This is a genomic window from Microbacterium sp. NPDC055903 (assembly GCF_053615555.1).
On record NZ_JBSHCA010000001.1, the window covers coordinates 1,805,499 to 1,829,916 of the forward strand.

At 69.3% G+C, this 24,418-nt stretch carries 21 protein-coding genes and 1 tRNA gene; 14 read left to right on the top strand and 8 right to left on the bottom strand.

Annotated elements, in window-relative coordinates:
* The first annotated feature begins 35 nt into the window (after positions 1–35).
* The 4 genes from ACWGJP_RS08280 to ACWGJP_RS08295 are packed head-to-tail and all read left to right on the top strand — an operon-like array spanning position 36 to position 3,833.
* Positions 36–1,025: an ABC transporter permease gene (locus tag ACWGJP_RS08280; protein WP_452329280.1), complete on the top strand. Its 990-nt coding sequence runs from the start codon at positions 36–38 to the stop codon at positions 1,023–1,025.
* Positions 1,026–1,030: 5 nt separating this feature from the next.
* Entirely contained in the window at positions 1,031–2,029 is a 999-nt protein-coding gene (locus ACWGJP_RS08285) for an ABC transporter permease (RefSeq protein ID WP_452329281.1), read from the top strand.
* Complete coding sequence (locus ACWGJP_RS08290) at positions 2,029–2,952, top strand: ABC transporter ATP-binding protein (protein ID WP_452329282.1); 924 nt, start codon at positions 2,029–2,031, stop codon at positions 2,950–2,952. Before ACWGJP_RS08285 ends, ACWGJP_RS08290 begins: the two co-directional genes overlap by 1 nt.
* Positions 2,949–3,833 carry an ABC transporter ATP-binding protein gene (locus ACWGJP_RS08295; RefSeq protein ID WP_452329283.1) on the top strand — a complete coding sequence of 295 codons (885 nt, stop codon included), beginning with the start codon at positions 2,949–2,951 and terminating at the stop codon, positions 3,831–3,833. Before ACWGJP_RS08290 ends, ACWGJP_RS08295 begins: the two co-directional genes overlap by 4 nt.
* A gap of 44 nt (positions 3,834–3,877) precedes the next feature.
* Here ACWGJP_RS08295 and ACWGJP_RS08300 read toward each other — a convergent pair whose 3' ends face one another.
* Complete coding sequence (locus ACWGJP_RS08300) at positions 3,878–6,010, bottom strand: glycoside hydrolase family 36 protein (RefSeq protein ID WP_452329284.1); 2,133 nt, start codon at positions 6,008–6,010, stop codon at positions 3,878–3,880.
* Between the two features lie 91 nt (positions 6,011–6,101).
* Here ACWGJP_RS08300 and ACWGJP_RS08305 point away from each other — a divergent pair, with 91 nt between their 5' ends.
* The 7 genes from ACWGJP_RS08305 to ACWGJP_RS08335 all read left to right on the top strand — a co-directional run bounded on the left by ACWGJP_RS08305 (position 6,102) and on the right by ACWGJP_RS08335 (position 14,215).
* A complete protein-coding gene (locus ACWGJP_RS08305; RefSeq protein WP_452329285.1) occupies positions 6,102–7,217 on the top strand; it encodes an ROK family protein in 1,116 nt (371 codons plus the stop codon).
* Positions 7,218–7,303: 86 nt separating this feature from the next.
* Positions 7,304–9,418, top strand: coding sequence for an alpha-galactosidase (locus ACWGJP_RS08310; protein WP_452329286.1), 2,115 nt, complete (start codon positions 7,304–7,306; stop codon positions 9,416–9,418).
* Between the two features lie 55 nt (positions 9,419–9,473).
* Positions 9,474–9,564: transfer RNA gene (locus ACWGJP_RS08315), tRNA-Ser, on the top strand.
* A gap of 177 nt (positions 9,565–9,741) precedes the next feature.
* Positions 9,742–10,047, top strand: coding sequence for a helix-turn-helix domain-containing protein (locus ACWGJP_RS08320; protein ID WP_452329287.1), 306 nt, complete (start codon positions 9,742–9,744; stop codon positions 10,045–10,047).
* A complete protein-coding gene (locus ACWGJP_RS08325) occupies positions 10,040–11,224 on the top strand; it encodes a type II toxin-antitoxin system HipA family toxin (protein ID WP_452329288.1) in 1,185 nt (394 codons plus the stop codon). The genes ACWGJP_RS08320 and ACWGJP_RS08325 overlap by 8 nt, the downstream gene beginning before the upstream one ends.
* A gap of 142 nt (positions 11,225–11,366) precedes the next feature.
* On the top strand, positions 11,367–12,392 hold the full coding sequence (locus ACWGJP_RS08330) for an HIRAN domain-containing protein (RefSeq protein WP_452329289.1): 1,026 nt from the start codon (positions 11,367–11,369) through the stop codon (positions 12,390–12,392).
* Positions 12,393–12,598: 206 nt separating this feature from the next.
* Positions 12,599–14,215 carry an L-lactate permease gene (locus ACWGJP_RS08335; RefSeq protein WP_452329290.1) on the top strand — a complete coding sequence of 539 codons (1,617 nt, stop codon included), beginning with the start codon at positions 12,599–12,601 and terminating at the stop codon, positions 14,213–14,215.
* 27 nt (positions 14,216–14,242) lie between these two features.
* Here the strand turns inward: ACWGJP_RS08335 and ACWGJP_RS08340 are convergent, their stop codons facing one another.
* Entirely contained in the window at positions 14,243–15,193 is a 951-nt protein-coding gene (locus tag ACWGJP_RS08340) for an L-lactate dehydrogenase (protein WP_452329291.1), read from the bottom strand.
* Positions 15,194–15,291: 98 nt separating this feature from the next.
* Here ACWGJP_RS08340 and ACWGJP_RS08345 point away from each other — a divergent pair, with 98 nt between their 5' ends.
* Entirely contained in the window at positions 15,292–15,870 is a 579-nt protein-coding gene (locus ACWGJP_RS08345) for a hypothetical protein (protein ID WP_452329292.1), read from the top strand.
* 18 nt (positions 15,871–15,888) lie between these two features.
* Here ACWGJP_RS08345 and ACWGJP_RS08350 read toward each other — a convergent pair whose 3' ends face one another.
* From ACWGJP_RS08350 to ACWGJP_RS08360, 3 genes are read right to left on the bottom strand one after another with little or no spacing between them, the layout of a single operon-like run.
* The gene (locus ACWGJP_RS08350) at positions 15,889–18,144 is read right to left on the bottom strand and encodes a heavy metal translocating P-type ATPase (RefSeq protein WP_452329293.1); all 2,256 of its coding nucleotides are present in this window, start codon (positions 18,142–18,144) and stop codon (positions 15,889–15,891) included.
* 30 nt (positions 18,145–18,174) lie between these two features.
* Positions 18,175–19,137 carry a heavy-metal-associated domain-containing protein gene (locus ACWGJP_RS08355; protein ID WP_452329294.1) on the bottom strand — a complete coding sequence of 321 codons (963 nt, stop codon included), beginning with the start codon at positions 19,135–19,137 and terminating at the stop codon, positions 18,175–18,177.
* Positions 19,137–19,349, bottom strand: a complete 213-nt coding sequence (locus ACWGJP_RS08360; protein WP_452329295.1) for a heavy-metal-associated domain-containing protein — start codon at positions 19,347–19,349, stop codon at positions 19,137–19,139. The genes ACWGJP_RS08355 and ACWGJP_RS08360 overlap by 1 nt, the downstream gene beginning before the upstream one ends.
* 104 nt (positions 19,350–19,453) lie before the next feature.
* Here ACWGJP_RS08360 and ACWGJP_RS08365 point away from each other — a divergent pair, with 104 nt between their 5' ends.
* Together ACWGJP_RS08365 and ACWGJP_RS08370 are read left to right on the top strand one after the other, a co-directional pair.
* The gene (locus tag ACWGJP_RS08365) at positions 19,454–21,538 is read left to right on the top strand and encodes a heavy metal translocating P-type ATPase (RefSeq protein WP_452329296.1); all 2,085 of its coding nucleotides are present in this window, start codon (positions 19,454–19,456) and stop codon (positions 21,536–21,538) included.
* Positions 21,535–22,812 (top strand): hypothetical protein, encoded by a 1,278-nt coding sequence (locus ACWGJP_RS08370; RefSeq protein WP_452329297.1) that lies wholly within the window; start codon positions 21,535–21,537, stop codon positions 22,810–22,812. Before ACWGJP_RS08365 ends, ACWGJP_RS08370 begins: the two co-directional genes overlap by 4 nt.
* Here ACWGJP_RS08370 and ACWGJP_RS08375 read toward each other — a convergent pair.
* From ACWGJP_RS08375 to ACWGJP_RS08385, 3 genes are read right to left on the bottom strand one after another with little or no spacing between them, the layout of a single operon-like run.
* Positions 22,696–23,184, bottom strand: coding sequence for a hypothetical protein (locus ACWGJP_RS08375; RefSeq protein WP_452329298.1), 489 nt, complete (start codon positions 23,182–23,184; stop codon positions 22,696–22,698). The two genes, ACWGJP_RS08370 and ACWGJP_RS08375, sit on opposite strands and share 117 nt — an antisense overlap.
* Complete coding sequence (locus tag ACWGJP_RS08380; RefSeq protein ID WP_452329299.1) at positions 23,181–23,741, bottom strand: hypothetical protein; 561 nt, start codon at positions 23,739–23,741, stop codon at positions 23,181–23,183. The genes ACWGJP_RS08375 and ACWGJP_RS08380 overlap by 4 nt, the downstream gene beginning before the upstream one ends.
* Positions 23,738–24,403: a hypothetical protein gene (locus ACWGJP_RS08385; protein ID WP_452329300.1), complete on the bottom strand. Its 666-nt coding sequence runs from the start codon at positions 24,401–24,403 to the stop codon at positions 23,738–23,740. Before ACWGJP_RS08385 ends, ACWGJP_RS08380 begins: the two co-directional genes overlap by 4 nt.
* Positions 24,404–24,418 lie beyond the last annotated feature (15 nt).

A 24,418-nucleotide genomic window follows, 5' to 3' on the forward strand; every position in this document is an offset into this window, starting at 1 on the left:
GAGGAGGAGTTCAAGAGAACGGAAGGCCAGGACCGGTGAACTATTACCTGCGAAAAGTGGGCTTCTACATCGTCGCCCTGTGGGCGGCGCTGACGCTCAACTTCCTGATTCCGCGCCTGCTGCCGGGCAACCCCGTCGACATCCTGCTCGCCAAGCTCCAGCAGCGCGGCGGTACGGTGACGGCGGAGACCAGGCAGGCCTATGAACTCCTCCTCGGTGGGGACTCCTCTCAACCGCTGATCGCGCAGTACGGCAACTACCTCGTGAACGTCTTCAAAGGCGATCTCGGGGTGTCGGTGACGTACTTCCCCGCCCCGGTCACCGAGGTCATCGCGACTTCGCTGCCCTGGACGATCATGCTCATCGGCATCGCGACCGTGCTGTCGTTCCTCATCGGCATCACCCTGGGCGCGCTGGTGGGGTGGAAGCCGGGCACCTGGCTGGATTCCCTCGTGCCCGCGACGACGCTGCTCGCCGCCGTGCCGTACTTCTGGCTCGCGCTGATCCTGGTGTACTTCCTCTCCACGCAGCTCGGCTGGTTCCCCTCGCAGGGCGGCTACGACGTGGTCCTCGACCCCGGCTGGAACGCGGAGTTCATCCAGTCGGCCCTCTACTACGGGTTCCTTCCCGCTCTCACGATCGTCATCGCCTCCCTCGGCGGATGGCTGCTCGGCATGCGCAACATGATGGTGTCGACGCTGTCGGAGGACTACATCCTCACCGCGCACGCGAAGGGGCTGTCGAACGGGACGATCCTGCGCGGGTACGCGGCACGCAACGCGGTGCTGCCCTCCATCGCGGGCTTCGCCATCTCGCTCGGCTTCGTCGTCTCGGGCTCGGTCGTGACCGAGCAGGTGTTCTCGTATCCGGGGATCGGGTCGAAGCTGCTGTCCGCGGTCACCAACAACGACTACGCGCTGATGCAGGGGCTGTTCCTGTTCATCACCCTGGCGGTGCTCGGCGCGAACTTCATCGTCGACCTCTTCTACGGCCTCATCGATCCCCGCACGCGGGCACGGAGCTGATCGCCATGACCAACATCGCCCCCAACACGGAGCCATCGGTCGCCGAAGGCACCGCGCTCATCATCACCAGGCAGCGCGGAGGCGCGCGCCGGCGTTCGCGCTCCGCACTGCGCCAGATGCTCCCGACGATGACGCCGTGGCTCGCCACCGGCCTGATCCTCATCGGAGCCATCGCGCTGTTCGGGCTGATCGGCCCGTTCTTCGTCGGAGATCCGGCCGCCATCAGCAACATCGGGCTGACGCCGCCGTCGGCCGAACATCTCCTCGGCACGACGCAGACCGGTCAGGATGTGCTCGCCCAGCTGGCCTACGCGACGCGAGGCTCGCTCGAGATCGGCATCATCGTCGGCGTCCTCGCCACCGTGCTGTCGGCGTTCTTCGGGATCCTCGGCGCATACATCGGCGGCTTCGCCGACGAGGCGTTCTCTCTGCTGTCGAACGTGTTCCTCGTGATCCCCGGCCTTCCGCTCGTCATCGTCATCTCCGGTTTCGTGCCTGCCGAGGCCCGTGGCCTGTGGACCATCGCGGTCGTCCTGGCGATCACCAGCTGGGCGGGGTCGGCGCGGGTGCTCCGCGCGCAGACCCTGTCCATCCGCAGCCGGGATTACGTCGCGGCGAACCGCGTCGCGGGAGAGCGGGCGTGGCGCGTCATCGTCGTGGAGATCCTGCCGAACCTGCTTCCGGTGCTCGCTTCCCAGTTCGTCTTCGCCGTCATCGCCGCGATCCTCGGAGAGGCGGGGCTGTCGTTCCTCGGGCTCGGGGCATCCAACGCCTCGACGCTCGGCACGATGCTGTTCTACGCGCAGAACGGCTTCGCCCTGCCGCTCGGAGCCTGGTGGTGGTTCATCCCACCAGGGCTGCTCATCGCCCTGTTCGGCATGGGCCTGTCGCTGGTCAACTTCTCCATCGACGAGATCATCAACCCCAAGCTCAAGAACGTGCGCCTGCATGCGCGGGCAGAGCGTCGCGAGCGCCGCGCATCGCGCAGGAAGGAGCGTGCCTGATGGCTGCTGTCATCCAGGAGCGCCGACCGGTGCTGTCGGTCTCCGATCTCACCGTGGTCTACGAGGTCGACACCCCGGTCACGGCCGTGAGGAACGCCTCCTTCGAGCTCGCCGCGGGCGAGATCCTCGGGCTGGCCGGTGAGTCCGGCTGCGGCAAGACGACGCTGGCCTACGCCATCAACCGGCTGCACAAGCCGCCGGCACGGATCGCGACCGGCAGCATCGTCTTCCACGGTCGCGACGAGGACGTCGACCTGCTGGAGCTCGGCGAGGAGCGGCTGAGGGCGTTCCGGTGGTCCGAGCTGTCCATGGTCTTCCAGGGGGCGATGAACGCGCTCAACCCCGTGACGAGCATCCGGGTCCAGCTGGAGGATGTCCTGCAGGCGCACCGTCCGCAGATGTCCCGCGCCGAACGCCGGGCGCGTGCGGCCGACGTGCTCAGCCGCGTCGGGGTGGATCCTGCTCGACTGACGTCCTATCCGCATGAGCTGTCCGGCGGCATGAGGCAGCGCGTGATGATCGCGATGGCGATGATCCTCGAGCCGAAGATCATGATCATGGACGAGCCGACCACCGCGCTGGACGTGGTCGTGCAGCGCGACATCCTGCGAGAGATCGTTCGCCTTCGCGACGAGCTCGGCTTCGCCGTGATCTTCATCACGCACGACCTGCCGCTGCTGCTGGAGATCAGCGACCGCATCGCGGTGATGCTGCAGGGCGAGATCGTCGAGCTGCGCTCGGCGGACGAGATGTACCGGGATCCGCATCACGAGTACACCCGCAAGCTCCTCGGCTCCTTCCCGAGCCTGAGCGGCTCGCGGGGGTCGTTCATCCGCACCGGCATCGACACGGAGGTCACCGACACGGAAGCCACCGACACCGACACCGATTCCGATACCGACACCGAGGAGGCCCGGTCATGACCGGTGTGAAGGTCACCGACCTCGTCAAGGAGTTCAGCGTCCGCAAGGGGCTGCGCCACAATCGGTTCCGCGCCGTCGACAACGTCTCCTTCGAGCTCGTCCCCGGCCGCACCGTCGCCCTGGTGGGCGAGTCCGGATCGGGGAAGTCGACGATCGCCCGCATCCTCTCCAGGCTCGAGCGGCCGACGTCGGGGACGATCGAGGTCACGCAGCTGGATGGACGCGCCGTATCGGCGCGCGAGTACCGCAGCCACGTGCAGATGGTCTTCCAGGATCCGTTCGCCTCGCTCAATCCGTTCCACTCCATCGAGCACCACATCGCCCGTCCGCTGCGCATCCACAAGCGCACCCGCGGGGCGCAGGAGACCTATGAGCGGGTCGTCGAGATGCTGGAGCGCGTGAACCTGGACGAGTCCTTCGCGCACCGGCGGCCGCATGAGCTCTCCGGCGGCCAGCGCCAGCGCGTCGCGATCGCCCGCGCTCTCGCGCCCGGCGCTCAGGTGGTGCTGGCCGATGAGCCGGTGTCGATGCTGGATGTGTCGATCCGCCTCGGCGTGCTCAATCTGCTCGGGCGGCTGCAGCGCGAGGACGACCTCGCGGTGCTCTACATCACGCACGACCTCGCGACCGCGAGGCACTTCTCGGATGAGATCCTCGTGCTCTACAAGGGCCGTGTCGTCGAGCGTGGCCCGGCGGACGCGGTGATCCTCGATCCGCATCACGATTACACGCGGCTGCTGGCGATGGCGGCACCCGACCCCGAGCGCATCGGCAAGATCGTCAGCGGCGAGAAGGCTCCGGATCGCGCGAAGCTGGACAACTCCGTCTGCTTCAACCACTTCACCGGTGAGTGGGAGCGGGCGAAGACGGCAGACGCCTGAGAAAGGAAGCGGGAGGGCGGCCAGGGCGGCCCTCCCGCTTCGTCCTACAGCGCTCGCACCTCGAACGTGCGGGCGCTCGGCTCATCGGTCGGCGCGGTGGTCACGAGGATGCCGGTCGAGGCATCCCATCTCCATGACCAGGAACCGGCGTCGGCGGGGAAGAAGGCGCTGACGGCGAGCTCCCTGCCCTGCGCCCATGGCAGATGCAGGGATGCCGTCGCCACTCCTGATCGACGCCATACCGAGACGTACGCGTGCGCCGCGTCGTCGTCGTGCAGGCCGAGCGAGACCCAGTCCGCCTCCCAGGCGGGCAGCCCGAGCGGCCAGACGGGGCGGCGGCTGCGGACGCCGGCGAGGACGGTCTTCTGCGCCGCGACCGCGGCGCGCACTGCATCCACCTCCACCTCGGTCATGCGGTTGAGGTACCCGGAGAGGTACATGCGGCCGAGGATGCCGTTGACGAGCGCGAAGGTGCGGGCCTCTGCGCTCATCCCGGTCTGCGGATAGGCCCAGTTGCCCGCCTGCTCCGGCAGGATCGCGGCCGGCGCCCCGGCGGCGATCGAGGCGTAGGCGATCGGGTCCTGCTGGTCGGAGGTCGACTGCATGTGAAGCCGCGAGAGCAGCGCGTAGTCCATGCGCATCGCGCCGGAGGAGCAGTTCTCTATGAGGAGGTCCGGATGCCTGCTCTGCACGCCGTCGATCCAGGCCAGCAGGGCCCTGGCGTGCTCGAGATGCCCCTGGCCGGGGGCGAGCCCGCCGAGATCGCTCCCCGGCCCCGTCATGGTGTTCTCGTCCATCTTGATGAAGCCGATGCCGTACTCGCCGACGAGCCGGTCGACGACGGCATCCAGATGCGCGCGGGCGGCGGGGTGACGCAGATCGAGCAGGTGCCTGCCGTGCTCGGCGATGCGCACGCCCTGGCGCTGGAAGAACGCCTCATCAGGCAGCTGCTCGGCCAGCGGGGAGCGGATGCCGATGACCTCGGGCTCCAGCCAGAGCCCGGGGGTCAGCCCGCGTGCGCGGATGTACTCGGTGACCTCTGTGATGCCGCCAGGGAAGCGTACCGATGACGGCTCCCAGGCCCCCACGCCGTCCCACCAGTGGCCGTCGGCGTACCAGCCGGCGTCGATGCAGAAGTAGTCCGCGCCGGCCTCGGCGGCGGCATCGATGAGCGGGCGCAGCTTCTCGGTGGTCGGATCGCCCATGAGGGTGTTCATGTAGTCGTTGAACACGACGGGCAGCGCATCGTCGGCGGCCCGGGGATGCCGGATGGCACGGCGGTGGTCGGTGAGGGCGCGCAGCGCATCCGTCTCGTCGCCGAGGGCGACGGCGATCGAGACGGGGATGGAGCGGAACGTCTCCCCGCCCTGCAGTCGAACGCTCCACTGGTGCTCCTGGTCGGTGGGACCGGACAGCAGCAGGTAGGCGCCGCGACCGTTCTCGCCGAGCTCGGCGAGCCATGGGCCGTTGTGCTCGACCTGCCAGGCGATCGCGTACGGACCCGCCGCGGTCGTCGCCGTGAGGGCCGCGACCGGCACCTTCTCGCCGCTGGACCAGGAGCCCCGGTTGCCGAGGGCGATGCGGGTGCGCGGCGGCTGGTGATGGTGGGCATGCCTCCCGACGTCCACGAGACCTGCGGCGCGCAGCGGCTCGACCTTCCACCGGTTCTCGGCGATCCAATCGTTGTCGGCGTGCGCGAGGGCGAACGCGTCGACGGACGTCGCGCCCGCATCGGCGAGGAAGGAACCTGTCGCGAAGCTCGACACCGCGTCGATCACGAGGTCGGTGTCCACTGTCGCCTCTGTCCAGGTGCGAAGGGCTGCGGTGGACCCGTGGGCCTCGAAGATGCTCGTGACGCGGATGCCGCGCCGGGCATCCTCTTGGAGGATCCGCAGGCGATGCCAGCCGCCCTGCTCGTCTCTGGCCTCGGAGGCGAACCGCAGGTCGCGGCCGATGATCGTGTCGACGTGGCGGTAGCTGCCGGGGAAGCGGCCGTGCCCGAAGGCGGAGAGCTCCACCAGGGGCTGCTCGCCGTGTCCTTCCGGCAGCGCAGGCACCGGTGCGGCCGAACCGGCCGGACGCACCGCGAGCACAGAGACCGGGCCGTCCTCTGGCGCGGCGAGGACCAGCGAGAGTCCCGGTGTGTCCCAGACGATGCGGGGCTGGTCGGTGGTCATGGATGAACGCTCCTTCGCGCGGGGGTGTGGTGAAATCCTTGCAAGCGTGACCGCAGCCGCGCAAGCCACTATGTTTATTGAGGTGACAAAGATGCCCGAGATGCCCGCGCCCATGCGTGCGGCCCTGTTGGAGGTTCTCATCCACGGGGAACTGCCGCGCGCAGAGATCGCGCGGCGCCTGGCGCTCTCCAGGGCGAGCCTCACCCGCATCACGCGCCAGCTCGTCGACGGCGGGTTCCTCGCCGAGGGGGAGATCCGCCTGGTCGGTCAGACCGGCCGTCCTTCCGAGATGCTCTCCGTCCGGCCGGAGGCGCTGCATTTCCTGGGGATCAAGCTCACCGGTGACCGGCTGTACGGCGTGGTCACGGATCTGTCGGCGCAGATCGTCGCCACCGAGGAGCAGCCCATCGTGTCGGCTGATCCGGCAGACGTCGTGCGTCAGATCGCGTCCGTCGCGCAGGGCTTCGTCGAGGCGGGACATGACCTGTCGGCGGCCGGCATCGCCCTGGCGGGGCGTGCCAGCCAGGGGCCTGATGGTGCCGTCGTCGAGCGGTCGGCCTTCCTCGACTGGACGGATGTGCCGCTCGGATCCATGGTGACCGAGGCGATCGGGCTCCCGTGCGCGGTCGAGAACGATGTGCAGGCGCTCACGGCGACCGAGCACTGGTTCGGCGCCGGTGCGGGCATCGACGACATGGCGCTGATCACGGTCGGGGTCGGCATCGGATGCGGCCTGGTCGTGGGGGGTCGGGTCGTCGATGGCGCCCACGCGCGTGCCGGTCAGGTGAGCCATATGATCGTCGACGAGGCGGGACCGTACTGCGGTCTCAAGCATCGCGGATGCGTATCGAGCATGCTGGTGAACGCGGCGATCAGCAACGCGGTGCGGCGCACCGAGGACGAGTACGCCGAGGCCGTCGAGTCGGCGCGGTCCGGCGATGCGATCGCGCAGGCGGCCTTCGCCGATGCGGGGCGAGCGTTGGGAGCGCTCATCGCGGCGGTCGTGAATCTCGTGGATCCGAAGAAGGTGGTGCTCACCGGAGACGGCATCGCCGTCTATGAGCTGGGGGGTGACGCCCTGCGCGCATCCCTGGCCGAGAGACTCGACAAGGACGCCGCGGAAGTCAACCTCGAGGTGCGGGCGTGGGACTTCTCGCAGTGGGCGAGGGCGGGCGCGGGGATCGCGATCCGCGAGATGTTGACATGAGTCTTTGTTTCAACAATTGACAAAGTAAGCTCCTCGCGCCACGCTTGTCTGGACGACGACGACGTCGTCGTGACGGAGGATTCTTCATGCCAACCATTCGCCGGTTCCATGCCGCAGACACGGCGCTGATCGTCGTCTTCCGGGAGCGCGGTCTGCCCGAGGTCCTGCACTGGGGATCTGATGTCGGCGACGTCTCGGACGTGGCGCTCGCGGAGCTCGATCGCACGAACGAGCGGCAGATCCCTGCCAGCGCGCTCGATGCGGCATGGCCGCTGACGATCCTGCCGACGGAGCGCGATGGATGGGAGGGTCGCCCCGCGCTGTCCGGTGCGGTGGCCGGCGCTCCCCTCTACCCGGACTGGATCGTCGATTCGGTGGCGGAAGACGAGCAGGGGTTCTCGATCGTCGCGACGGCAGAGGGGCTGACACTGCACAGTGCGCTGCGGTTCGACGCCGCCGGTGTGCTGCGCGTCGATCACCGCCTGACGAACGACGGCGATGCGCCGCTGGGCGTCGCCGCGCTCGACGCCACGCTGCCGGTGCCGGCCCGTGCGCGGGAGCTGCTCGACTTCACAGGGAGGTGGACGCGCGAGCGCTCGCCGCAGCGTCGACCGGTCGCGATGGGGACGCATCTGCGCGAGTCGCGCCGAGGCCGCACCGGGCATGACGCACCGACGCTCGCCGTCGCAGGCACCCCCGGTTTCGGAGACCGTGCCGGCGAGTTGTGGGCGGTGCACCTGGCCTGGAGCGGGGACGCCGTCTACCGCACCGACCGGCTGCCCGAGGGGCGCAGCGTCCTGGGCGCCGGTGAACTGCTGCGCCCGGATGAGATCGTGCTCGCCCCCGGGGAGTCCTTCGCCGCGCCGGCCGCGGTCTTCGTCTGGAGCGATGCGGGGCTGGACGGGCTGTCCCGGCGGCTGCACCGCTCGCTGCGGGCTCGTGCACAGCATCCGTCGTCGCCTCGACCGGTCGTGCTGAACACGTGGGAGGCGGTGTACTTCGATCACACGCTCGCGCCGCTGACCGCCCTCGCCGACGTGGCAGCCGAGGTCGGCGTCGAACGATTCGTGCTGGACGACGGCTGGTTCCTCGGTCGCCGCAGCGATACCGCAGGCCTCGGGGACTGGCATGTGGATGGTTCGGTGTGGCTGGATGGCCTGCATCCGATCGTGGATCATGTGCGTGAGCTCGGCATGGGGTTCGGTCTGTGGGTCGAGCCCGAGATGGTCAACCCGGATTCGGAGCTCGCCGCAGCCCATCCGGACTGGATGCTGCGGATGCCGGGGCGGGATACACGCTCGTGGCGCAATCAGTTCGTGCTCGACGTCGCTCGGCCCGAGGTAGCGGGGTATCTGCTGGAGCGCCTTGATGCGCTGCTGAGCGAGTACCCGATCGAGTATCTGAAGTGGGATCACAACCGCGATCTGCTGGAAGCCGTGCACGCGGGACGTGCAGGGGTGGATGCGCAGACGCGCGCCGTCTACGCCCTGCTCGACGAGCTGCGCCGGAGGCATCCCGGGGTCGAGATCGAGTCGTGCTCGTCGGGAGGGGCTCGCGTGGACCTCGGCATCCTGGAGCGCACGGATCGCATCTGGGCCTCGGACACGAACGATCCGCTGGAGCGCACACGCATCCAGCGCTGGACCGAGCTGCTCCTGCCGCCGGAGCTTATCGGGAGCCACGTCGGGCCGGCGAGGGCGCACACGACGCAGCGGACGACCGACCTGCGGTTCCGGATCGCCGCCACCCTCTTCGCGCATGCGGGGATCGAGACCGACATCACCCGTCTCGACGCCGACGACCGCGCGGAGCTGAAGGACTGGATCGTCGAGTACAAGAGGTTGCGGCACCTGATGCACACCGGTGACCTCGTGCACGGGGACGGCGATGACGACGGACAGGTGCTGACCGGTGCCGTCTCGCCCGATCGCCGTCACGGCCTGTTCCGGCTGACCCGCGAGTCGACGGGGGAGTGGGCGGTGCCTCCCGCGCTGCGGCTGCCAGGCCTCGACCCCGAGGCGGAGTACCGCATCAGCGCGGTCCCGGCGCTGACGACGCGGAAGTTCCTGGATGCGAAGCCCGTGCCGTGGATCGCGGACGGGAGCTGCGTCCTGCCGGGGGCGCTGCTCGGCGCCGTGGGTGTGCGGGTGCCGCTGCTGGCGCCGGCGTCGGCGCTCGTCCTCGAGGTGGAGGCGGTCTGAGGCGCGCCTGTTGCTCGATTCGCGCGGATGCCGCGTCTCGCGTAAACTGATCCGCGGTGACGTGTCCGAGCGGCCGAAGGTGCAACTCTCGAAAAGTTGTGTAGGGTAACCCCCTACCGTGGGTTCAAATCCCACCGTCACCGCCACCACGAAGGCCCCGCCTCCCGTTGAAACGACTGGGATGCGGGGCCTTCGTCATTGCCTCGGAAGCGGGTGATACATGTTCTCGGTGCGGGCATGGGCTTTGTCGAAGCGAGCTTTACATAAATGATTGTTTACTTGAGCGGCTTTAAAGAAAACATTCATTGATCTAAAATGGCGTTATGTCCATGACGCCGATCCCCGTGAAGCGCTCCCTGCGTGAGATCGGGAAGAATCTTGCGAACCAGCGAAAGCTGCTGGGGTTGACCGCGAAGATGGTCGCGGAACGTGCCGGAACGACACCGCCGACGATCAGCAAGCTGGAGAACGGTGAGGGCACGACACTGGAGATCACGCTGCGGGTGATGCGCGTACTCGGACTCATGGATGCGGTCGTCGCCGCCACGGACCCATTCGCCACAGAGCGCGGTCGACTCCTCGCGGACGAGAAGCTGCCGGAGCGGGTGAGGGTGCGCGGCGATGGCTGACGTCTACGAGGTCTCAACCGTGGTGGGGCGCACCGAGGTGCTCGCCGGGCGGATCTACCGGACCCGCACGTCGGGTTCGTTCGAGTACGACTCCAACTATCTGAGGATGCGGGAGGCCTTCGCGCTGACACCAGGTCTGGGACTGTACCCCGGAGCGCAATCGTTGCGACCGGTCAACCCGTTTGGCGACTCGGCACCGGATACCTGGGGTCGAAAGGTCCAGAACAGGGCGGCCGGCCGGCGATTGGATGAGCTCACACTGATGTTCGGTGTGAACGACGAGGGGCGCCAGGGCGCGACGCGCTTCTGGGAGAACGGCGTCGCGATCGCCGCCGGTGAGGGCGTGCCCGTGGATGCGGACCTAGCTGAGATCATCAGAGTCGCCGACCAGGTGGAGCGGGGCGATACGGACATCGACGACGTGGCCGTGCGGCGTCTGTTCCGTGCGACCGGATCGCTGGGCGGTGCGCGGCCCAAGGCGAACGTCCGGATCGGCGCTGACCTGTGGCTGGCGAAGTTCCCGAAACCCGTCGGAGACGACTGGAACGTGATGGCGTGGGAAGCCGCCATGCACGACGCGATGGGCGCGGTCGGCATCGACGTCGCTTCACATGAGACCCGGCGGATCCCGGTCGACGGTACCGAACGCACGGTGCTGTTCCTGCGACGCTTCGATCGTGCCGACGGCGGCACCCGCATCCCCTACATTTCGGCCATGACCGCGCTGGAAGCCATCGACGGCGAAGGAGGCGATTGGCTCGACCTCGTCGACTTCGCGCAGGTCTCCGGTGCCGATACGAATGAGCTCTGGCGGCGGGCCGTCTTCGGAGTGCTCGTCGGAAATCTCGACGACCACCTCCGCAACCACGGCTTTCTTCGCCGAGGTGTCGCGTGGATGCTCGCCCCCGCTTTCGACGTGAACCCGGAACCGCTCGGGGATGGCAATGCGCACCAGCTCGCCCTGTTCGGGAACCACGAGCTCACGCTCGAATCGTTCATGACGCGCGACGCGCTCCGTCTGTTCCGAGTGAAGGAGCCGGACGCACAGGCGTTCCTGGCGAGAACGAAGTCCGTGTTGCCTACGCTGCCGAGACTCGCCGAATCGCGTGGCGCGGACGCCCGCTCCATCGCCGTGATGCAGGCCAGGATCGACGCCGCCATCGACGCGCTGAGCTGACGACCGCCCCGTCCGCCGCCAAGTTTCTGCTTCAGTGGCGCTTCGCTGGTAGCCGCCTCAAGGACCCGCCTCGCGATACGTTGTCGTCAAGTGCGCTTCCTGACGACGTCGTTTGCGAGCAGGGCCATGGGGAAGAGGAAAGATGACGGAGCATCCGGGCGGGATTCCCGCCGCCTGGCACGCCGATCCGGCGGGCCGACACCAGTATCGGTGTTGGGACGGTCATCGCTGGACGGACTGGGTCGCGGACGACGGCGTGCAAGCAGTTGATCCGTTGCATCCGACGAATCGAACAGCATCGACAGCTGAAGCATCCGCCGCGTCGACTGGAGCATCGCACCACCAAGGGACGCGTAGCGGCTATCTGTTGCTCGGTGCCGACGGCTACCCGAACACGGAGGTGGCGGGCGAGTTCGCTCGCGTCGACAGCATTCACCGGGCGATCTCGCGCAAGCCGAAGCGAGATGAGGAGATCGAGCTGACCGACTTGGTCGCTGCCCTCGTGCCGGAGCCGAGCAACCCCCACGATTCCAACGCGATCATGGTCCAGATCAACGGTCAGCACGTCGGCTACCTCGAGAAGGAGGATGCTGTGCGCTATCGTCCGGTCATCTCTCGGGTCTGGGACGCCGGCTTCGTCGCTGCGACCCGTGCGCGCGTGTGGGTATCCGCGCGGACTGTCTACGATTCCAAGAAGCTCAGGTACGTCGCCCGGGTGACTCTGGCGCTCAACGAGCCACATCTCCTTCTCCCGCTCAACGACCCGCCGCTGGAAGACCACAGCACCCTGCCGTGGGGCAGCGCACTACAGGTCACAGGGGAAGAGCGCCACCAGGGAGTGCTTTCGCGGTACATGAGTTCGCTCGGCGACGGCGTCGTGCTCGGAACTCTCCGGGTCATCCAGGGAGGTACTGCACGCGCTCCCAAAGACATCGTCGAGGTCTGCATCGACGATGAGCGCATCGGACAATTGACCCCGGGATCGAGCCAGCACTTCGTCCCGACGATACGACACCTGCAGGCCGAAGGTCGCTCCACTGCCGCCTGGGTTCGGATCAAGGGCAACGCGATTGCAGCGCAGGCCACCCTCCAGGCCACGAAGGCTCATGAACTCAGCGCGGAATGGTTCGCGGCGCCTGAGAGGGTGCCGCGGTTGCTCGCGCGGTGAATCGCCCAGCCGGTTAGCAGAGGCGGTTGCACGCGCGCGCCGAGGCCGCGAGTCGGGCGGGATAGCGACGTTCCCGCCCGAACCATTGCCCATCCGTGACTGGATGCGGCAGACTCCCGTCAGACGAACGATTCGAGGCGAGCATCGAGCCGCCGGCCATTCAGACTGACACCCCAAGAAGCGGCTGGACGACGGAGGCGCGACGGATGTGGACTCAGCAGATCGATCCGACCGGCATGCCGTGGCTCTCGGCCATCATCGCCGTCCTGCCCATCCTCGTCTTCCTGCTCTGTCTGATGGTGTTCAAACTCAGCGGCATCGCGTCAGGGCTCATCGCGACCGCGCTGCAGATCATCGTCGCGGTCTGGCCGTTCGGGATGCCGGCCGCCTCGATCGCCGGTGCGGGGCTCCTCGGGGTGCTCACCGCCATCTGGCCGATCGCCTTCATCATCGTGATGGCGGTGTGGCTCTACAAGCTCGCGGTGGCCAGCGGACGCTTCGACGTCGTCAGGGCGAGCATCTCGGGGATCTCACCTGACCAGCGGATTCAGGTGCTGCTCATCAGCTTCTGCTTCGGCGCTTTTCTCGAGGGTGCGGCGGGCTTCGGCGTGCCCATCGCCATCTGCGCCGCACTCCTCGTGCAACTCGGCTTCGCGCCGATCAAGGCGGCCATGCTCTGCCTCGTCGCCAACGTCGCCGCGGGGGCGTACGGCGCCATCGGCATCCCCGTCGTCGTGGGGGCGCAGGTCGGAGAGGTGCCCCTCGCGGACCTCACCGTCGACATGGTCATGGTGCTCCAGGCGCTCACCCTGCTCGTCCCCGTGATCCTCGTGATGATCCTCGACGGCTGGCGCGGCGTGCGCGAGACCTGGCCTATTCTCCTCGCGACGACCCTCGTCTACAGCGCGACGCAGGCCGGCATCCTCATCTTCCTCGGCCCCGAACTCGCCGACATCCTGCCCGGGCTCGCCGGCATGGTGGTGATCTTCGCCATCGGACGCGTCTGGCAGCCGTCCAGGGTCTATCGCGAGGACGGCGGCGAAGCCCCCGCCTCCGAGCACCATGACTTCGGCGACGTCGTCGTGGCCTGGAGCCCGTTCTACATCCTCACCGGCGTCGTCTTCGTGTGGAGCATCCCCTGGTTCAAGGCGCTCTTCGCCGACGGCGGCGCGCTCTCCTGGCTCGTGTTCGCCGCTCCGCTCCCGGGCATCACCGGCGTGGTGACTCCAGGGGCATCCGACCCCGTCGCGACGACCTGGGCCTTCACACCGGTCAACGCGACGGGAACCGCGATCCTCCTCGCCGTGCTCATCACGTTCTGGACGACGCCGCAGCTGCGAGCCTCCGACCTCTGGGCGCAGCTGCGCGCCGCGCTGCACGACCTGTGGCGGCCGATCATCCTCATCGCCTTGGTGCTGGTCATCGCCAACATCGCCAACTACTCCGGCGGCTCCGCCAGCATCGCCAACGCCCTCACTGCGGTGGGCGTCGTCTTCCCGCTGCTCGCACCGGTGATCGGCTGGTTCGGGGTCTTCATCACCGGATCCGTCGTCAACAACAACACTCTGTTCGCCCACCTGCAGACCTCGACGGCGCAGAACATCGGGGTCGATCCGACGCTCCTCGTCGCCGCCAACACGGCGGGCGGCACGGTGGCCAAGGTGGTCTCGCCGCAGTCCATCGCGATCGCGGCCGGCGCCGTGGGGCTCACCGGACGCGAGGGCGAGATCCTGCGGGCCTCGATCGGCTACAGCCTGGGGATGCTGGGCGTCGTGTGCGTCTGGGTGTTCGCGCTCTCGCTGATGTTCCCGGTCGCCGCCTGATCCCACTCACCGCCCGCGAGCGGGCCTTCAGCGCAGGGACGCCGCGACGGAGCTCAGCGCCTCGGCGGAACGGTGGAAGAGCTCGAGCTCCGCGTCCGAGAACGACGTCTCCGAGACGGGACGCGCCCCGTTCACGTCGACGATCGACGGCACGGAGAGGGCGACGCCCTCGACGCCGTGGAGGCCATGCAGCACGGTGCTGACCGGCATCACCGCGTGCTCGTCGTTCAGGATCGCCTCGACGATGCGCGCGACGGACAGCCCGATGGCGTAGTTGGTCGCGCCCTTGCCCTTGATGACCTTGTAGGCGGCATCGCGGACATCGATCGCGACGGCGTCGAGCTCCTCGGTGGTGAAGCGGCTTCCGTCGGGGTTCACCCACTCGCGGATCGGCACCGTGCCGATCGTGGCGCGCGACCACAGCGGGAACTCGGTGTCGCCGTGCTCCCCGACGATGTACGCATGCACGCTCGAGGTGGACACCCCGGCGCGCTGCGCCAGCTTCCACCGCAGTCGCGAGGTGTCGAGCACGGTGCCGGATGCGAAGATCCGCTCCACAGGGAGGCCGGACTGCTCCTGCGCGAGCACGGTGAGCACATCGCAGGGGTTGGAGACGAGCACGTAGATCGCATCGGGTGCGACCGACAGCAGCTTCGGCATCATGTCGGCGATGATGCCGGCGTTCACGGCGGCGAGCTCGATGCGGGTCTGACCCGGCTTCTGCTTCGCCCCGGCGGTGATCACGACGACGTGGGATCCGGCGACGACAGAGATGTCGCTGCCGCCCGCGATGTCGCTCGCCCCCGTGAACTGCGCGCCGTGCGCGAGGTCGAGGACCTCCGCCTCGACCCGTTCGGTGGCGATGTCGTACAGCGCGACGTGTCGCGCCGATCCGCGGATGAGACAGGCGTATGCAGCGCTCGATCCCACGCTGCCCGCTCCGACGATGGTGACCTTCGAGTTCTCGATTGCGCCCATTGCGCTAGTCTGGTGCCGCTCGCGGGCCGTGGGCAACCCTGCCTCTTCTGGGTGGGCTCGCCCGACAGGTCGGTCGAGACAGGATGGGGAGGCATGCGATGAATACGATGACGCTGAACGGGCCGGAGGGCATCGCGGTGCGGCTCGGCGTGGATGCCAAGCTGAGCGAGCATCGGCGTCGTCACCTGGTCACGCGCGAGATGCTCGCCGCACAACGCGATGTCGGGCTGAGGGACATTCGTCTCCGCCGCGAGGACTCCGGCGTGTTCGGGCATCGATCGCACCTGCGCTCGGTCATCGACGGGGAGCATCTGCCGCTGGTGATCAAGGCCGCCAGCTACGGGGACGCGACGGTCGTCGCCATCGCCGACCTCCATGTTCCGCTCGGCCTCGACCTGCGTCCCTCCGTCTCGGACGAGGCGGAGCTTGCCGAGATCCGCCGGCATTCGCACCTCTTCCCCGAAACCCGCGACGAGGAGCTGCACGACCACTGGACGCGCGTGCACGCGGTGCGCGAAGCCGACGGGCGAGGCTCGCTCATCCAGCTCGAGCGCATCCTGCTCGATCCTGAGAGCAGCACGGGGTGGCTCAGGGACAGGCGGGTGCACTATCAGATCGCCGACCTGTCGCACGGCGACTGGACGATCACGCTCGCCTACGCGAAGGGGCCGCGGTAATCCGGGTTTGAGCCTGCGTCACTCCGCCGTGCTGCGGAACCCGCGCAGTCGAAGGCTGTTGCCCACCACGAACACGCTGGAGAGCGCCATCGCCGCGCCCGCGAGCATCGGGTTGAGCAGTCCGAGCGCAGCGACGGGGATGGCCGCCACGTTGTAGGCGAACGCCCAGAACAGGTTCGAGCGGATCGTGCCGAGCGTCCTCCGGGAGAGCCGGATGGCATCGACGGCGCCGCGGAGGTCGCCGCGCACGAGCGTGATGTCGGATGCCTCGATCGCGACGTCCGTTCCCGTGCCCATCGCGATGCCCAGGTCGGCGGTGGCGAGCGCCGGCGCGTCGTTCACGCCGTCGCCGACCATCGCCACGACTCTGCCCTCGCCCTGAAGGCGGGTGATGACCTCGACCTTTCCCTCAGGGAGAACCTCCGCGACGACCTCGTCGATCCCGACCTCTGCGGCGATCCTCCGCGCCGCGGCCTCGTTGTCGCCGGTGAGCAGCACGGGCGTGAGCCCGAGGGCCTTCAGCTGAGCGACGGCCTCGGCGCTGGTCGGCTTCACGGCATCCGAGACGACGAGGATGCCGCGTGCGGCGCCGTCCCAGCCGACGGCGACGACCGTCCTGCCCTCGCCCTCCGCCTGCACCTTTGCCGCCGCGACCTCGGGGCTCAGCCGCAGCGCCCAGTCCGCCAGCAGGGAATCGCGGCCGACGACCACGGAGCGCCCCTCGACGACGCCCTGCACGCCGCGCCCCTCGATGTTCGCGAACGCCTCCACGGCGGGGAGCGCGCCGACGCGCGCGCCCGCCGCGGCGGCGATCGCCTTGGCGATCGGATGCTCAGAAGCATCCTCCAGCGCACCGGCCAGCCGCAGCAGCTCCTCGGCATCGGTGCCCGGCTCGGCTATCGCCTCGGCGAGCGTCATCCGGCCCGTGGTGACGGTTCCCGTCTTGTCGAGCACGACCGTGTCGACGCGCCGGGTGGACTCCAGCACCTCCGGCCCCTTGATGAGGATGCCCAGCTGCGCGCCCCGACCGGTGCCCACCAGCAGCGCGGTGGGGGTGGCGAGCCCGAGCGCGCACGGGCAGGCGATCACGAGCACGGCGACGGCCGCGGTGAACGCCGCAGCGGCCGGGTACCCGGCTCCGAGCCAGGCGCCGAGCGCGGCGACGGCGATGAGGATGACGATCGGGACGAACACACCGGAGACGCGGTCAGCGAGGCGCTGGACCTCGGCCTTGCCGGTCTGAGCATCCTCGACGAGCCTGGCCATCTGCGCCAGCTGCGTGTCCGCGCCGACCCTCGTCGCCTTCACCACCAGGCGTCCTCCCGCGTTCACGGTCGCGCCGGTGACGGCATCTCCCTCGCGCACCTCGACGGGCACCGACTCGCCGGTGAGCATGGATGCATCCACGGCGGAGGACCCTGAGGCGACCACGCCGTCGGTGGCGATCTTCTCCCCTGGACGCACGACGAACTCGTCGCCCTCACGCAGCTCGCCGATCGGCGTGCTCACCTCGACGCCTTCGCGGAGCACAGAGACCTCCTTCGCGCCCATCTCCAGCAGCGCGCGAAGGGCAGCCCCCGCCTGCCGCTTGGAACGCTTCTCGAAGTACCGGCCCGCGAGGAGGAACGTCGTCACCCCTGCGCCGACCTCGAGATAGATGTTCGCTGTGCCGTCGGTGCGGGCGAGGCTGAGCTCGAACCCGTGGGTCATGCCGGGGACCCCGGCCGTTCCGAGGAAGAGCGCGTACAGCGACCACAGCAAGGCTGCGAGGGTGCCCATCGAGACGAGCGTGTCCATCGTCGCCGCGCCGTGGCGGAGGTTCGTCCACGCCGCGCGGTGGAAGGGCAAGGCGCCCCAGACGATCACCGGCGCGGCCAGCGCCAGCGACGCCCACTGCCAGTACGTGAACTGCAGCGCCGGGATCATCGCCAGCGCGATGACCGGCACGGTCAGAACTGCGCTGACGATCAGACGGGTGCGCAGCGACGAGAGCTCCGGGTCGGGCGGCGTGTCGTCCTCGCCCGCCGGCTGCGGTGGTGCGGGGAGCTTCGCGGTGTATCCCGCCTTCTCCACCTCGGCGATCAGCACCTCGGCGTCGAAACCGTCTGGAACGGCGACCCTGGCCTTCTCCGTGGCGTAGTTCACCGTGGCCGATACGCCGTCGAGCCGATTGAGCTTCTTCTCGATGCGTGTCGCGCAGGAGGCGCAGGTCATGCCGCCGATCTCCAGCTCGACGCCGGCCGCCGGGGATGCTGCCGATGCTGCGGTGCTCATCGTGGGTCCTTCGCTTCTCTGTCGCGCGGCTCAGTGGCCGTGCGACTCCTCATCGGCATCCGAGTCGTCGGTGTCATCTGCCGGCGACGGGGATGCCGTGGCGGATGCCGATGCGTCCACCACGAACGATGCCGTGCGCACCTCGCCGCCGATCTGGAAGTCGAGGTACAGGAAGTAGCGCCCTGCTGTCGGGGCTTCGGCCATGAAGGCGATCTCCGGTCCGGCCGTGGTGCCAGGGGCAGGATCATCGCCCTCGGCGTGAACGTGCAAGTAGGCGAGGTCGCCCTCGCGCAGCGCGACCAGGTGTCCGAACGCGCCCAGATAGGGCTCGAGGGTCGTGACGGGCTCGCCATCGCGCGCCACGGAAAGCGTCAGATCGCTCATGCTGCCGGCCCGGAGATCGCCCGTCAGCGTCACCGTGTATCCATCGACCTCTGCCGTGCGATCCGCTACGGAGGCCACGGGCGCGTAGTCGCCGGCGACCTCGACGGTCCTGCTCAGCGTCACGCCCTCCCCGCCTGCGGCGGTGAAGTCCGCGTAGACGCGATAGGTGCCTGCCTCGTCCCATCGCCAGGGCAGCGACCACGTGCCGGTGTGCTCGTCGAGGACGGGATGCACATGCCGGAACAGTGCTCCGTCGCTGCGCACCACGATGAGGTGCAGCTGCTTCTCGTGCGCGGTCTCGAAGCGCGTCAGCGCGGTGCCCTTCCCGTCGAGGATGCGGAAGGCGAGCTCGCCGTCCTCACCTGTCGCGCCCGGGGCGGCGACGGGGGAGAGCAGGTAGCCGCCCGCGGCGAGCGACGACCCGGGCAGGGCCGACTCGCGACCGGGTGCCGAGCCCTCGTCGGTCGATTCATGCTCTGACATGCTCATCGCCTCCTCCTGGTCTGTCGTGTCGGGGGCTGGGGCGATCGCCGCCGCGAGGCCGAACGCCGCCGCGAAGACCGCGACGGCCCCCGCGGCGTACAGGCCGAGCCTGCCGGCGGCGTTCATCAGACCCGCTCCGCCGAGTATCCGGCCTCGTCGACGGCGGCGAGAACGGCGGCGTCATCGATGGGTCCGCCCGCTCGGACGATCAGCCTGCCGGTGGTGGCGCTCACCTCGATGTCCTCGACACCGGCGAGCTGCTCGACCTCTTCGCGTACCGAGAGCTCGCAGTGGCCGCAGGTCATCCCGGTCACCCGGTACTCGTTCGTCGTCGACATGGTTTTCCTCCGTGATCGTTCCCGCTCGATGTAGATACCCCAGTAGGGTATGCGATACAGTGTAACCCATACCCCAGGGGGGTATTCCATAGGGAGTGGATTTCATGTCGGAGCACATCGCGCACGAGCACCATGGCACGCCGGGTGGGCATCACAGGCACGCAGACCCTGCGCGGCACCACGGCGAGGACCACGCCGGCCACACCGGTCATGCAGGCCACGCCGATCACGCCGGTCGATTCCGCACCCTGTTCTGGATCCAACTCCTCCTCGCGGTGCCCGTGGTCGCGAGCTCGGGCATGTTCGCGATGCTCATCGGCTACCAGGTGCCCTCCTGGGCGTCCTGGATCGCCCCCGTGCTCGGCACCGTGATGTACCTCTGGGGAGGGTGGCCCTTCCTCACCGGCGCCGTGCAGGAGGTCCGCTCTCGTGCCCCGGGGATGATGCTCCTCGTCGCCCTCGCCATCACGGTCGCCTTCCTCGCCTCCTGGGGTGCCACCCTCGGGATGCTGCACCACGAGCTCGAGTTCTGGTGGGAGCTCGCGCTGCTGATCGTGATCATGCTGCTCGGGCACTGGATCGAGATGCGCTCGCTCGCCCAGACCGGGTCCGCGCTGGACGGCCTCGCGGCTCTGCTTCCCGACGAGGCCGAGCGCGTCGAGGGGGCCGAGATCGTGCGGATATCCCCCGCCGAGCTCCGCGTCGGAGATGTCGTCGTCGTCCGACCGGGCGCGAGCGTGCCCGCCGACGGCAGCATCATCGACGGACGCGCCGACATGGACGAGTCGATGATCACCGGCGAATCGCGCCCCGTGCAACGAGGGGTGGGCGATCCGGTCACCGCAGGCACCGTGGCGACCGATTCAGGGCTGCGGGTGCGGATCACGGCCGCCGGTGACGACACCGCCCTCGCCGGCATCCAGCGGCTCGTCGCCGAAGCGCAGAACTCGACGTCGCGCGCGCAGCGCATCGCCGACCGCGCCGCCGCGCTGCTGTTCTGGTTCGCGCTCGCCGCCGCGGTGCTCACGGCGGTCGTCTGGACGATCGCCGGCCGCCCAGACGACGCCGTCATCCGCACGATCACCGTGCTCGTGATCGCCTGCCCCCATGCGCTCGGCCTCGCGATCCCGCTGGTGGTATCGATCGCCACCGAGCGCGCCGCACGCGGGGGAGTGCTCGTGAAGGATCGCCTCGCGCTGGAGAGCATGCGCACCGTCGACACCGTGCTCTTCGACAAGACGGGCACGCTCACGAAGGGCGAGCCGACGCTCACCGCCGTCGCGCCCCTGGCCGGTTTCGACGAGGACGCCGTGCTGGCGCTCGCCGCCGCCGCGGAGGCGGACAGCGAGCATCCGCTCGCGAAGGCCATCGTGCGGGCCGCCGCCGACCGCGATCTGCCCGTACCGCAGGCGTCCGGCTTCCGCTCCTCGCCCGCCGTCGGTGTCACCGCGGCGGTGGACGAGGCCGAGATCCGCGTCGGAGGTCCGCGGCTGCTCGACGAGGTCGGCGTCGCCGAGGTGCCTACGGCCGCGGCATGGCGCGACGAGGGGGCGATCATCCTGCACGTGCTGCGCGACGGCGTCGTAATCGGCGGTCTGCGCCTGGCGGACGAGGTGAGGCCGGAGTCCAGGGATGCCGTCGACGCGCTGCACGCGCTCGGCGCCCAGGTCGTCATGATCACGGGCGATGCCGAGGCGGTGGCGCACGCCGTCGCCGCGCGGCTCGGCATCGACAAGGTCTATGCGCAGGTGCGTCCGGAGGACAAGGTGCACGCGGTCGCCGAGCTGCAGCGGCGGGGCCGCAGGGTGGCCATGGTCGGCGACGGCGTCAACGACGCCCCCGCCCTCGCGCAGGCGGACGTCGGCATCGCGATCGGCGCAGGCACCGACGTCGCGATCGCCTCCGCGGGGGTGATCCTCGCCGGATCCGATCCGCGCTCGGTCGTCTCGGTCATCCAGCTCTCGCGCGCCGCGTACCGCAAGATGACGCAGAACCTGTGGTGGGCGGCCGGCTACAACCTGCTGTCGGTTCCGCTGGCGGCCGGAGTGCTCGCGCCCATCGGATTCGTGCTGCCGATGTCCGTCGGGGCGATCCTCATGTCGGCGTCGACCGTGGTCGTCGCCCTCAACGCGCAGCTCCTGCGCCGCATCGACCTCGACCCCGCGGCACGCGATACCGTGAGGGCATGATCGAGGCCCTCCGCACCTTCGGGCGCATCCTCGCCGCGCACTGGCCATGGCTCATCGCCTGGTACCTCGCCGGCGAGGCCGTGCACAGGGTCACGCTCCTGCTCGCGGGGTTCGTCGGCGGGTACACGACGCTGGGCGGGCTGCTCCTCCTGCCGCTCGCGGTCGCCGCACGGCTCATCTCCTACGTCGCGATGTACCTGATCGTGCGGCCATCCCTGCCGGGTGCCGCGCTCGCCGACTCCGGCGGCTACCGCGGCTTCGCCCGTGCGGTGCTGGTCTCGATCCTGCCGTTCTTCGCGTTCTATGCCGCCTGGGGCATGCTCGACGCCGACCGCAACGAGTTCTTCACGATCGCCAGCGGGATCGCCCTGGCTGAGACCGGGTACGGGGCGGAGGCGATCGGAGACCGCGGCGGATTCGTCTCCGTCGGGGCGCTCTCGGTCAGCGTGCTCGTCATCGCCCTGGTGCTGCGGCTCGTGCTGTCGCGGTACCAGAGCAGGCTCCCGGCGTGGACGCACGCGCTCGCCGCGTACACCGAGGTGCTCTGGACGTTCATGCTGTTCACGCTGGTCGGCCAATGGTGGGCCGGGGTGCGCGAATGGCTGTCGGGCCGGGTCGGGGCGAGCTGGCTGCAGGGCATCGGCGACTGGTTCGCGGCGAACGTCGCCCCGGTCGCGGTGGTCTGGGAGATCGGCTCCTGGCTGGTCGGCATCCTGATCGCCGTCGTCATCATCCCAGCGGCATGGCTCACGGTCGCCGGCGTGATCTACGGAACGAGCTTCGGCGCCGAGACGGCGCTCGGTGAACGGTGGACGCAGGCGGAGCGCGGCGCGGCGAGCACGCTCGCGCGCACTCTGGTGCTGCGGCTGGAGTCGCTCTGGGCGGCCGTCGCGGTGATCTGGCGCGGCGGCCCCCTGCTCTTCGGCTGCACGGCGCTCGCCTACGCGCTGTGGGCGCTTCTCGAGCGCTCGGGATCGCGCCTGGTGCTGCAGCTCATCGGAGGGCGGGACGAGGCCTTCTGGGAGGCGCTGCTGCCGCTGATCCTCGTCGGCATCGCCGCGCTGGTCGAGCCGCTGCGCGTCGCCGTCGTCGCCACGGCGTACGACGCCGTGATCCGCCGCCCCGAGGCGGGGCTGGACACCGGGGCGGGGCTCGCCTCAGGGCTCGATGTCGAAGCGGGCGACGACGTCTCCCTCGCCGGGGACGTCGAGGACGAAGGGCCCGTCGGCGTCATCGGGAACCAGGAAGACGGCGAGGATCTCGTAGGGCGCTGACTCCGCGATGCACGAGGGCTCGCCCTCGTCGTACGGCACGTCGATGAGGTCGTCGGCATCCAGCCAGCTCCGGCCGCCTCCTGGCTCGCGGAGCACGAAGAGCCCGCACATCGTCGCGTCGGCGCCGCCGCTGGAGCGCATGCGGATGCTCAGCGAGCGGGACCCGTCGGCGACCTCGAACTCGTCCCACCGCGCCCCGGTGAGGCTGAGCTCCTGCCCGGCGACGGCGACGGGGCCGTCTGCCTCGATGACCGTCTTCCGCTCCGCCTCGACCACGGGCAGGACGTCGAGCCAGACGTGGACGCCGACGACGGCGACCGTCGCGACGGCGAGCGCGATGAGACCGCGGGCCTGCGGGCGCGACCGGGTCATGGCATCCCCTCCACCACCGGTTCGGCGATCTCGACGCTCGTCTCGCGGTCCGCGTCGGTCAGATCGAGCGGGATGACCACCACGTCGTCGAGATGCGGCGTCGCGTACGGCAGCGAGAGTCGCAGCTCGGCGGAGTCGGTTTCGAGCGCCGGCGGCAGCTCGAAGACGAGCATCCCGGTCGTATCGATGCCGACGCGCAGATCGGTGTTCACGAGCGTGGTGCCGGCCCGCTCGCTCGCGAGGTACTCGCGGTCGCCGATCACGAGCTTCGCCAGGCGCAACTGCGCATCCTCCTCGTCGTGCGGGGCGGACACCGAGAGCCGGAGCACCAGCCAGTTGCCGTCGGCCGACCAGCCGTCGTCCTCGACCGTGATGTGGTCGGCGAACAGCGACTCGTGCACCTGGGCGGTCAGGGTGCGCGAGGAGACCGCCTCGCCGGCGGCGCCGTGCACGAGGAAGGCCCCGGTCAGCGACTCGGGTCCAGGAGTCAGCGCGGTCGCCACCCCCGCCGCGAGCACCAGAGCGGTTCCGGCCAGCCACGGTGCGGCCCGCCTCATCCGAGGCCTCCGAGGCTTCCGAGGTCGACCCGGGCGACGAGGGCGGCCTGCTCCCACGTGATGACATCCGAGCCGAGGATGATCTGTCCGCTGCGGATCCGTGCCTCGTGCACGTCGAGCGCGATGCCCTCCACGGCATCCGCCTCGCTGACGGGCCACGCGATCGTCACCTCGGCGGGCACCTCGGGCTGGAGGACGACGGAGCCGGCCGAGCCGTCGGTGAGCCAGGTGGATGCGCTTGCGACGGGTTCCGCGCCAGACAGTGCGAGCAGGGGCTCTGCGGCGTTGACGAGACGCGAGGAGATGCGGTCGGACGTCGTGTCGAGCCCGATGGGGCGGTCCGTGAGGTTCTCCAGGCGCAGAGTGACGACGAGAAGCGCTTCGCCGGGTTCGGCCTCGAGGAACTCCTCCTCGACGGCATCCGCGAAGGTCGCATCGAGGACGGTCACCGCATGCGTCGGCAGGCGGATCTCCTCACCCAGCGCCATGTCGGCGGGGCGTGACACACTCTCGTCGAGTCCGCCGAGGGCGACGACGGCTCCCGAGGCGGATGCTGCGACGGCCACGGCGATCCAGACGGGGACCGCTCGGCGGCCGAACGCGCGGCGCAGCGGAGCCGTGGCATCGCGCAGCCGGCGGCCCGCTCCTCGCCCCTCGATCACGAGGCCAGCCTAGGG

Coding starts and splice junctions, on each gene's coding strand:
- ACWGJP_RS08375 (WP_452329298.1), bottom strand. CDS start 23,184: ATGACCCGGTCGCGCCCGCAGGCCCGCGGTCTCATCGCGCTCGCCGTC.
- ACWGJP_RS08350 (WP_452329293.1), bottom strand. CDS start 18,144: ATGAGCACCGCAGCATCGGCAGCATCCCCGGCGGCCGGCGTCGAGCTG.
- ACWGJP_RS08290 (WP_452329282.1), top strand. CDS start 2,029: ATGGCTGCTGTCATCCAGGAGCGCCGACCGGTGCTGTCGGTCTCCGAT.
- ACWGJP_RS08305 (WP_452329285.1), top strand. CDS start 6,102: ATGCCCGAGATGCCCGCGCCCATGCGTGCGGCCCTGTTGGAGGTTCTC.
- ACWGJP_RS08300 (WP_452329284.1), bottom strand. CDS start 6,010: ATGACCACCGACCAGCCCCGCATCGTCTGGGACACACCGGGACTCTCG.
- ACWGJP_RS08335 (WP_452329290.1), top strand. CDS start 12,599: ATGTGGACTCAGCAGATCGATCCGACCGGCATGCCGTGGCTCTCGGCC.
- ACWGJP_RS08340 (WP_452329291.1), bottom strand. CDS start 15,193: ATGGGCGCAATCGAGAACTCGAAGGTCACCATCGTCGGAGCGGGCAGC.
- ACWGJP_RS08310 (WP_452329286.1), top strand. CDS start 7,304: ATGCCAACCATTCGCCGGTTCCATGCCGCAGACACGGCGCTGATCGTC.
- ACWGJP_RS08330 (WP_452329289.1), top strand. CDS start 11,367: ATGACGGAGCATCCGGGCGGGATTCCCGCCGCCTGGCACGCCGATCCG.
- ACWGJP_RS08320 (WP_452329287.1), top strand. CDS start 9,742: ATGTCCATGACGCCGATCCCCGTGAAGCGCTCCCTGCGTGAGATCGGG.
- ACWGJP_RS08285 (WP_452329281.1), top strand. CDS start 1,031: ATGACCAACATCGCCCCCAACACGGAGCCATCGGTCGCCGAAGGCACC.
- ACWGJP_RS08345 (WP_452329292.1), top strand. CDS start 15,292: ATGAATACGATGACGCTGAACGGGCCGGAGGGCATCGCGGTGCGGCTC.
- ACWGJP_RS08325 (WP_452329288.1), top strand. CDS start 10,040: ATGGCTGACGTCTACGAGGTCTCAACCGTGGTGGGGCGCACCGAGGTG.
- ACWGJP_RS08380 (WP_452329299.1), bottom strand. CDS start 23,741: ATGAGGCGGGCCGCACCGTGGCTGGCCGGAACCGCTCTGGTGCTCGCG.
- ACWGJP_RS08370 (WP_452329297.1), top strand. CDS start 21,535: ATGATCGAGGCCCTCCGCACCTTCGGGCGCATCCTCGCCGCGCACTGG.
- ACWGJP_RS08360 (WP_452329295.1), bottom strand. CDS start 19,349: ATGTCGACGACGAACGAGTACCGGGTGACCGGGATGACCTGCGGCCAC.
- ACWGJP_RS08355 (WP_452329294.1), bottom strand. CDS start 19,137: ATGAACGCCGCCGGCAGGCTCGGCCTGTACGCCGCGGGGGCCGTCGCG.
- ACWGJP_RS08295 (WP_452329283.1), top strand. CDS start 2,949: ATGACCGGTGTGAAGGTCACCGACCTCGTCAAGGAGTTCAGCGTCCGC.
- ACWGJP_RS08365 (WP_452329296.1), top strand. CDS start 19,454: ATGTCGGAGCACATCGCGCACGAGCACCATGGCACGCCGGGTGGGCAT.